This window comes from Pseudoalteromonas sp. SIMBA_162 (assembly GCF_046535955.1).
In the GTDB taxonomy this organism is placed as follows: Bacteria; Pseudomonadota; Gammaproteobacteria; order Enterobacterales; family Alteromonadaceae; genus Pseudoalteromonas; species Pseudoalteromonas marina.
This window is the reverse complement of sequence record NZ_JAWJBQ010000364.1, coordinates 1-274: the sequence shown is the minus strand read 5'-3', so window position 1 is coordinate 274 and position 274 is coordinate 1. Positions and strand designations below refer to the sequence as shown.

At 65.3% G+C, this 274-nt stretch carries 1 pseudogene; it reads right to left on the bottom strand.

Annotated elements, in window-relative coordinates:
* Positions 1-274, bottom strand: a pseudogene (locus tag R0J88_RS20050) (hypothetical protein); the annotation flags it as partial.

The following is a 274-nucleotide window of genomic DNA, read 5'->3' as shown; positions in this document are numbered from 1 at the left end:
AGCATGCTGAGGATGTTGGCGCTCTCCTGCCGTCCCAGACGCGCAAGCTGGGCCATGGCGCTGCTATCGGCGTCTCGCGCCAGCAGCTGCGAGGCCTGCTGACTGTAGAAGTGCTCGCCATCCGTCACCGCCTGGCGAAAGACATCCTGAAACCTGCTGAAGCCCTCGTAGCCCAGCCGCTGGGCCAGACGCGAGAAGGTCGAGGCATTCACGCCGGTCAGCTCCGCCAGCTGGCTGATGGAAGACACCGCCGTGCGTTGCGGGGACTCGATCA